A 6,872-nucleotide genomic window follows, 5' to 3' on the forward strand; every position below is an offset into this window, starting at 1 on the left:
CTCGCCGCCTGCGGCGGCGACTCCGGCGACAGCCCCACCGGCTCGCCCAACGCGGCACCGACTACGCCGGGTGCCCCGGGTACCGGCGGCAACCCCGGCCAGGGGAATGGCAGCGACCAGCCTGGCGAGACGCCCGCCGTGAAGCCGCAGCTGCGCTGCGCACCCTGAAGCCGGGCCTGGCCCGTCTCCCCTCCAGAAACCACCCGGCACAGAATCCATGAACCCGCAAAGCAGACGCAACTTCCTCAAACTCGCCGGCGGCAGCGCCGCCGCCACCGCCGCGCTGGCGGCCTTCCCGCCGTCCATCCGCCGCGCGCTGGCAATCCCGGCCAACAACGCCACCGGTACCATCCGCGACGTCGAGCACGTGGTCATCCTGATGCAGGAAAACCGCTCGTTCGACAATTACTTCGGCACGCTGCGCGGCGTGCGCGGCTTTGGCGACCGCTTCCCGATCCCGCTGGCGGGCGGCCTGAACGTCTGGCAGCAGACCTATACCAACGGCAGCACCACCCGCACCGTGCTGCCCTACCACCTCGACAGCAGCGCCGGCAATGCGCAGCGCGTCAGCGGCACGCCGCACTCGTACCCGGATGCGCAGAACGCCTGGGACCTGGGCCGCATGAACAAGTGGCCCACCTACAAGCAGACCCAGTCGATGGGCTACTACACCGAGGCCGAGCTGGACTTCCAGGTGGCGCTGGCCAATGCCTTCACCGTCTGCGACGCCTACCATTGCAGCTTCCACGGCGGCACCAACTCCAACCGCCTGTTCCACTGGACCGGCACCAACGACCCCGGCGGCGCCAACGGCGGGCCGGTGATCGACAACAGCGGCGACTCGTTCACGGGGTCGGCCCCGGCCTACACCTGGAAAACCTACCCGGAGCGCCTGGAAGCCGCCGGCGTGAGCTGGAAGGTCTACCAGAACATGCCGGACAACTTCACCGACAACCCGCTTGCGGGCTTCAAGCAATACCGCGACGCCAACGCCGCGCGCGGCAACCAGGCCAACGGCAGCCCCTACCCGACATACACCAGCGCCGACGACGCCATCAGCCCGCTGCTCAAGGGCGTGGCCAACACCATGCCTGACGGCGGCTTCCTGCAATCGCTGCGCGACGACGTTGCCGCGGGCAAGCTGCCGCAGGTGTCGTGGATCGTGGCGCCGGCGACGTACTCGGAGCACCCCGGGCCTTCCAGCCCGGTACAGGGCGCGTGGTATACGCAAGAGGTGCTGAATGCCCTGACCGCCAACCCGGCGGTCTGGAGCAAGACCGTGCTGCTGATCAACTTTGACGAGAACGACGGCTACTTCGACCACGTGCCGCCGCCGTGCGCGCCCGCCTACGACGGCGACACGCTGGCCGGCGCCACCACGCTCGACCCGCAACAGGTCAGGCCGGAGTACCACGTCGACAAGCGCCCCTACGGCCCCGGCCCGCGCGTGCCGATGTACGTGGTCTCGCCATGGAGCCGCGGCGGCTGGGTCAACTCGCAGGTGTCCGACCACACCTCGGTGCTGCGCTTCCTGGAAGCCCGCTTTGGCGTGGCCGAGACCAATATCAGCAGCTTCCGCCGCGCGGTGGCGGGCGACCTGACCTCGGCCTTCAACTTCGTCAGCCCGAACACCAACCCGCTGCCCACGCTGCCCAACCGCGACAAGGCCAGCGCCGATGCCATCCGCACCGCGCAAGGCGTGCTGCCGCAAGTGCCGCTGCCTTCGGCCAGCAGCCAGCAGATGCCGCAGCAGGACACCGGCACGCGCCCGTCGCGCGCCCTGCCCTATGAGCTGCACGTAAGCGCCCGCGAAGACGCCCGCGACCAGCGCGCGGTGTGGCTGCTGTTCAGCAACACCGGCACCGCGGCGGCGGTGTTCCACGTCTACGACCGCCTGCACCTGGACCGCGTGCCGCGCCGCTACATGGTCGAGCCGGGCAAGGAACTGCATGGCAGCTGGGACGTCTTTGCCAGCGACGACGGCAAGTACGACCTGTGGGTGCTTGGCCCCAACGGCTTCCACCGCGCCTTCCGCGGCAACGTGGGGGCCGTGACTGCGGCGGGTGCCAGCGCGCCGGAGATCCGGGTCTGCTATGACATCGCCAATGCCGCGGTGTACGTGGACATGATCAACACCGGCAGCGCCCCCTGCACCTTCACCGTGCAGCCTAACGCCTACCGCACCGACGGTCCCTGGACCTACGAGGTGCCGGCCGGCATGCAGCTGCAGCAGCACTGGCCCGTGGCCCGCCAGGGCAACTGGTACGACTTCACCGTCACCACCGCGCAAGGCGGCTTCACGCGCCGCTTCGCCGGCCGCATCGAGACCGGCAAGGACAGCGTGTCCGATCCGGCGATGGGCCTCAACGGCTGACGCGCAAGTCGCCTGACGGGCAGCGCTGCGCCCGCCCCCGGCCGCTCCGGCCGCGGGCGGGCGTAGCCGTTTTGTCATATTGGCCCGCTAGACTGCGCGGTCGTCCGGGACCTGTCCGGGCTGCCCCCCAACTTTCCTGCGGATAACCATGCTCGGCGACCTGCTGATGACCTTTTTCGAAGTGGCACGCCAGGGCAGCATCACCATGGCGGCCAGGCAGCTGCGCATCAGCCAGCCCACCGTCACCGGCCGCATCCGCCAGCTGGAAGAGACCTACGGCGTTGAGCTGTTCCACCGCCGCGCCAGCCGCGTCGACCTGAGCGACGTGGGCGTGGCGCTGATGCCGGTGGTCGAGCAGCTGATGCAGCAGGAAGGCAATGCCGACTACCTGCTGCGCAACGCCGGCAACCTGCGCTTCGGCAACCTGCGCATCGGCGCCACCGGCCCCTACTACATCCTGCGCACGATGGCGGCGTTCCGGCAGCGCTACCCGGCGATCGACGTGAGCCTGGACATCGGCAATTCGCAGCAGATGCTGGAGGCGCTGTTCGAGTACCGCATCGACGCCGCGGTATCGTCGCACCCGGTGGACGACGACCGGCTTGCCTGCATCCGGCTGGCGACGGACCCGATGGTGCTGGTGGCCCATCCGGACCATGCGCTGGCGCGGCTGGCGCAGGTCGAGCTGCCGCAACTGCGCGGCTGCCACCTGCTGGTGCGCGAGCACGGCTCGATGACGCGCAAGGCCACCGAGACGGCACTGGCCGCGTGCGGGCTGGAACTGCCGCCGCACACCGTGATCGGCAGCCGCGAGGCCATCTACGAGGCCATCCGCCAGGGCCTGGGCGCCAGCGTGGTGCCGCTGGGCGAGGTGCCGCGCGACCCGCTGCTGCGCGTGGTGCCGTTCGCACAAGGCGCGCCGGTGCTGCATGAATACCTATACTGCCTGCAGAGCCGGCGCGAGACCCGGCTGGTCGGCGCCTTCCTGGACTGCGTGGCGCTGGACGAGCCGACCGCCGCCACCCACGCCGCCTGACACCCGCATGCCTGCCGCGCAAGGTAAAGCGCCAATGCCGGTATCGGAAAACTTGGGTCCTTCATCACCGCGCGGTCACCACGCCGCGCCAAGCTTGCCGGTTTCGCCAACTGAGCTATCCCGCATGCCCGCTGCCCCCCGCCTCGCCCTGTTTGACCTCGACCACACCCTGCTGCCGCTCGACAGCGAGTATGAATGGGCTCGCTACCTCGTTGCCGTGGGCGGCGCCGAGGCTGCCGAAATCGATGCGCACAACACGCGCTGGCTGGCGGCCTACCAGGCGGGGCGGCTGGACTTTGCCGCCCATGCGCGCTTTGCCCTGGGCCTGCTGGCGCGCCATCCGCGTGAACGACTGACGCAGTGGCGCGCGGACTTCATGCGCAAAGTGATCGTGCCCGCCATCCAGCCGGCGGCGCGCGACCTGCTGGCCCGCCACCTCTCCGCCGGCGACCTGTGCTGCATCGTCACCGCCACCTGCCGTTTTGTCACCGAGCCGATCGCGCGCCAGCTGGGCGTGCCGCACCTGCTGGCGGTGGAGGCGGAACACGATGCGCACGGCGAGTTCACCGGCGCGCTGGCCGGCGTGCCGGCCTTTGGGCCTGGCAAGGTGCTGCGCGTGCTGGCGTGGCTCGACACGCTGGGCATTGCGCACACGGCGCTGGCACAGGCCACCTTCTATAGCGACTCCCGCAACGACCTGCCGCTGCTCGAAAGCGTTGGCCACCCGGTCGCCGTCAATCCGGATTCGACGCTGCGGGACGCGGCCGCGGCACGCGGCTGGCCGGTCTTGCACCTGTTCGGCACGGCAGGCGTGCCGGCCGCCTGAGCCCATGCATCCGCACGCCGGCTTCCCCGAGTACGACCAGCTGCTGGCCTTGCTGGATACGGGCAGCCACGTGCTGGATACGCGGGTGGTCTGCGAAACCATGGTGCAGGGCCATCGCTTCGGCGTGCATGTCGCCACGCTCGGCAGCCGCGATCCGGGCGCGCCGGCGATCGGCATCTTCGGCGGCATCCACGGGCTGGAACGCATCGGCACGCAGCTGGTGCTGGACTACCTGCGCTCGGTGCTGAGCCGGCTGGCGTGGGACGAGCTGCTGCACCGCGAACTGCAGTCGGTGCGGCTGGTATTCATGCCGATCGTCAACCCCGGCGGCATGTGGGCCGGCACCCGCGCCAACCCCAACGGCGTCGACCTGATGCGCAATGGCCCGCAGGACGCCGATGCGCGTGTGCCCTTCCTGGCCGGCGGCCAGCGCATCGGCGCGTGGCTGCCCTGGTACCGCGGCCCGGCGGGCGCGCCGATGGAAGCGGAAAGCCGCGCGCTGCTGCGCGTGGTGCAGGAAGAACTGCTGCCGCGCCCGCTCAGCTTTGCGGTGGACTGCCATTCAGGCTACGGCTGGCGCGACAGCATCTGGTTTCCGTACGCGGGCACGCGCCGGCCGATGGCGCACCTGCCCGAGATGTACCTGCTCAAGACGCTGTTCGAGCAGGCCCACCCGCACCACGGCTACACCTTCGAGCCGCAAAGCCACCAGTACCTGCTGCACGGCGACCTGTGGGACCATGCCTATGACCTGACGCCGCACGGCAACCTGTTCCTGCCGATGACGCTGGAACTGGGCTCGTGGCTGTGGATAAAGAAGAACCCGCGCCAGCTGTTCTCGCGCGAGGGCATCTTCAACCCGATCAAGGCGCACCGCACCGCGCGCGTGCTGCGCCGGCACGTGAGCCTGTTCGACTTCCTGGGCCGCGTGGCCTTTGCGCCGGATCGCTGGCGGCCGCGCGGCGCGCAGCGTGACGACCTGCTGCTGCAGGCACGCGCACACTGGCAGACGGAGCCGCCGCCATGAGCCGATGGGTATTCTTGCGGGGACTGACGCGGGAATCGCGCCACTGGGGAAGCCTGCCGGCGCGTTGGGAAGCGGCCGGGCTGGGCCGGCCGCTGCTGCCCGACCTGCCCGGCAACGGCGCGCTGTCGGCGCAGCCGGCGCCGTGGAGCGTGCCTGAGATGGTCACCGCGGTGCGGCGCCAGTTGTCGGCCACCGGCGCGCACGGACCGTACCGCGTGCTGGCGATGTCGCTGGGTGCGATGGCCGCGACCGAGTGGGCCAGCGCCTATCCGGAGGAAGTCGGCGGCCTGGTGCTGGTCAATACCAGCATGCGGCCGTTCTGCACGCCCGCACAGCGCCTGCGGCCGCGCAACTGGGGCAAGCTGCTGCGCGTGGCGCAGCGCTGGCAGGACCGCGCGTACTGCGAGCGGACCATCCATGCCATCACCTGTGCCCGCACCGATACGCTGGCACGCGATCTCGAGACCTGGCAGGCCATTGCCGCCGACGCGCCGGTGAGCCGCCAAGCCGCGCTGGCACAGTTGCTGGCCGCTGCCCGCTATCGCGCCCCCGCCAGTGCGCCGCGCTGCCCGGCGCTGCTGCTTGCCTCGGCGGCAGACCGCCTGGTCAACCCGGTGTGCTCGGCGCGCATCGCGCAAGCCTGGGACGCGCAGTTGCTGACGCACCACTGGGCCGGGCATGACCTGCCCCACGATGACCCGCAGTGGCTGTGCAATGCCGTCGCCGGCTCGGTGATACTGACACTAAGCGGCGGCTAAGGCCTGCTCCGCCGGCATGGCGCTGGTCAGCAGCGCCGCCGCGGCATCGAGCCGGTCCGGCGTGCCAAACAGCCGCGCACTGATCAAGCCGTTCTGCAACGCCCCGAACACCACCTGCGCCAGCTGCTGCGGCGGAATCGGATAGGGCGACTTGCGCTGCGCCGCGGCGCGCTCGAACAAGCTGGCCAGCCATTGCTCATTGAGCCGGATAAAGTCCTGCATCGCGGCGCGCACCGCGTCCGGCAGCATCAGCACGTCGGCCGACAGCATGCCCACCAGGCAAGCCTGGTCGGCGCCGGCACCCGCGCGCAACGGCGCAAGGTATTGCCGCGCCTGCTCCGCGGGCGGCAGGCTGGCGTCGATCGCATCCAGGCGCGCCCGCCTGCGGGCGCCGTATTCGCGCACCGCTGCCAGCACCAGGTCGTCCTTGGACGGGAAGTAATAGTGGATGCTCGAGGTCTTGACCCCGACCAGGTCGGCCAGGTCGCGGTAGCTGAAGCCGTTGAACCCCCTGCGGCGGATCAGCACCAGCGCATGTTCGACCAGTTGCTCGCGTACGGATCGGGTGTTCATGGCATCAACTCCATCGTCTTGCTGCCGCGCCGCTCAGGCCGGCAGCGATTGTGCGATCAGCGTGATGAGGGACCCGCTTGCGAAGCAAAGCCCTACCCATCCGCCAAGGATCAGCGCAGTGTCACGCCAACGCATGATCAACTCCTGAAGACGGGCCGCACCCAGGCGGCCCGGCGGTTTTCAATGGCCGGCATCACGCCGGCCGGCTCTCAGGCGATGGCGCCGTCGGTATAAGGGTCAGCCTTGCCCACGCGCGCACCGTCGGTGTACGGATCGAA

6 protein-coding genes are annotated in these 6,872 nt (G+C 70.0%); 5 read left to right on the top strand and 1 reads right to left on the bottom strand.

Annotated elements, in window-relative coordinates; all coding sequences use genetic code 11:
- The first annotated feature begins 217 nt into the window (after nt 1–217).
- The 5 genes from AC3WRR_RS19190 (at nt 218) to AC3WRR_RS19210 (ending at nt 6,021) form a co-directional block, all read left to right on the top strand.
- Nucleotides 218–2,374 carry a phosphocholine-specific phospholipase C gene (locus AC3WRR_RS19190; RefSeq protein ID WP_492297847.1) on the top strand — a complete coding sequence of 719 codons (2,157 nt, stop codon included), beginning with the start codon at nt 218–220 and terminating at the stop codon, nt 2,372–2,374.
- Nucleotides 2,375–2,522: 148 nt separating this feature from the next.
- Nucleotides 2,523–3,410, top strand: coding sequence for a LysR substrate-binding domain-containing protein (locus tag AC3WRR_RS19195; protein ID WP_041688068.1), 888 nt, complete (start codon nt 2,523–2,525; stop codon nt 3,408–3,410).
- Between the two features lie 124 nt (nt 3,411–3,534).
- Nucleotides 3,535–4,236: an HAD family hydrolase gene (locus AC3WRR_RS19200; protein WP_492297849.1), complete on the top strand. Its 702-nt coding sequence runs from the start codon at nt 3,535–3,537 to the stop codon at nt 4,234–4,236.
- Nucleotides 4,237–4,240: 4 nt separating this feature from the next.
- Nucleotides 4,241–5,263: a M14 family zinc carboxypeptidase gene (locus AC3WRR_RS19205; protein ID WP_011617049.1), complete on the top strand. Its 1,023-nt coding sequence runs from the start codon at nt 4,241–4,243 to the stop codon at nt 5,261–5,263.
- Entirely contained in the window at nt 5,260–6,021 is a 762-nt protein-coding gene (locus AC3WRR_RS19210; RefSeq protein ID WP_010814088.1) for an alpha/beta fold hydrolase, read from the top strand. Before AC3WRR_RS19205 ends, AC3WRR_RS19210 begins: the two co-directional genes overlap by 4 nt.
- Here AC3WRR_RS19210 and AC3WRR_RS19215 read toward each other — a convergent pair.
- Complete coding sequence (locus tag AC3WRR_RS19215; protein WP_492297851.1) at nt 6,007–6,594, bottom strand: TetR/AcrR family transcriptional regulator; 588 nt, start codon at nt 6,592–6,594, stop codon at nt 6,007–6,009. The genes AC3WRR_RS19210 and AC3WRR_RS19215 overlap by 15 nt on opposite strands.
- Nucleotides 6,595–6,872: the final 278 nt, after the last annotated feature.

It is taken from the genome of Cupriavidus sp. FW305-3-2-15-C-LB2 (assembly GCF_058787575.1).

Excerpts from the sequence above, each read along its gene's own strand:
- AC3WRR_RS19215 (WP_492297851.1), bottom strand. The coding sequence starts at position 6,594 with ATGAACACCCGATCCGTACGCGAGCAACTGGTCGAACATGCGCTGGTG.
- AC3WRR_RS19210 (WP_010814088.1), top strand. The coding sequence starts at position 5,260 with ATGAGCCGATGGGTATTCTTGCGGGGACTGACGCGGGAATCGCGCCAC.
- AC3WRR_RS19200 (WP_492297849.1), top strand. The coding sequence starts at position 3,535 with ATGCCCGCTGCCCCCCGCCTCGCCCTGTTTGACCTCGACCACACCCTG.
- AC3WRR_RS19205 (WP_011617049.1), top strand. The coding sequence starts at position 4,241 with ATGCATCCGCACGCCGGCTTCCCCGAGTACGACCAGCTGCTGGCCTTG.
- AC3WRR_RS19195 (WP_041688068.1), top strand. The coding sequence starts at position 2,523 with ATGCTCGGCGACCTGCTGATGACCTTTTTCGAAGTGGCACGCCAGGGC.
- AC3WRR_RS19190 (WP_492297847.1), top strand. The coding sequence starts at position 218 with ATGAACCCGCAAAGCAGACGCAACTTCCTCAAACTCGCCGGCGGCAGC.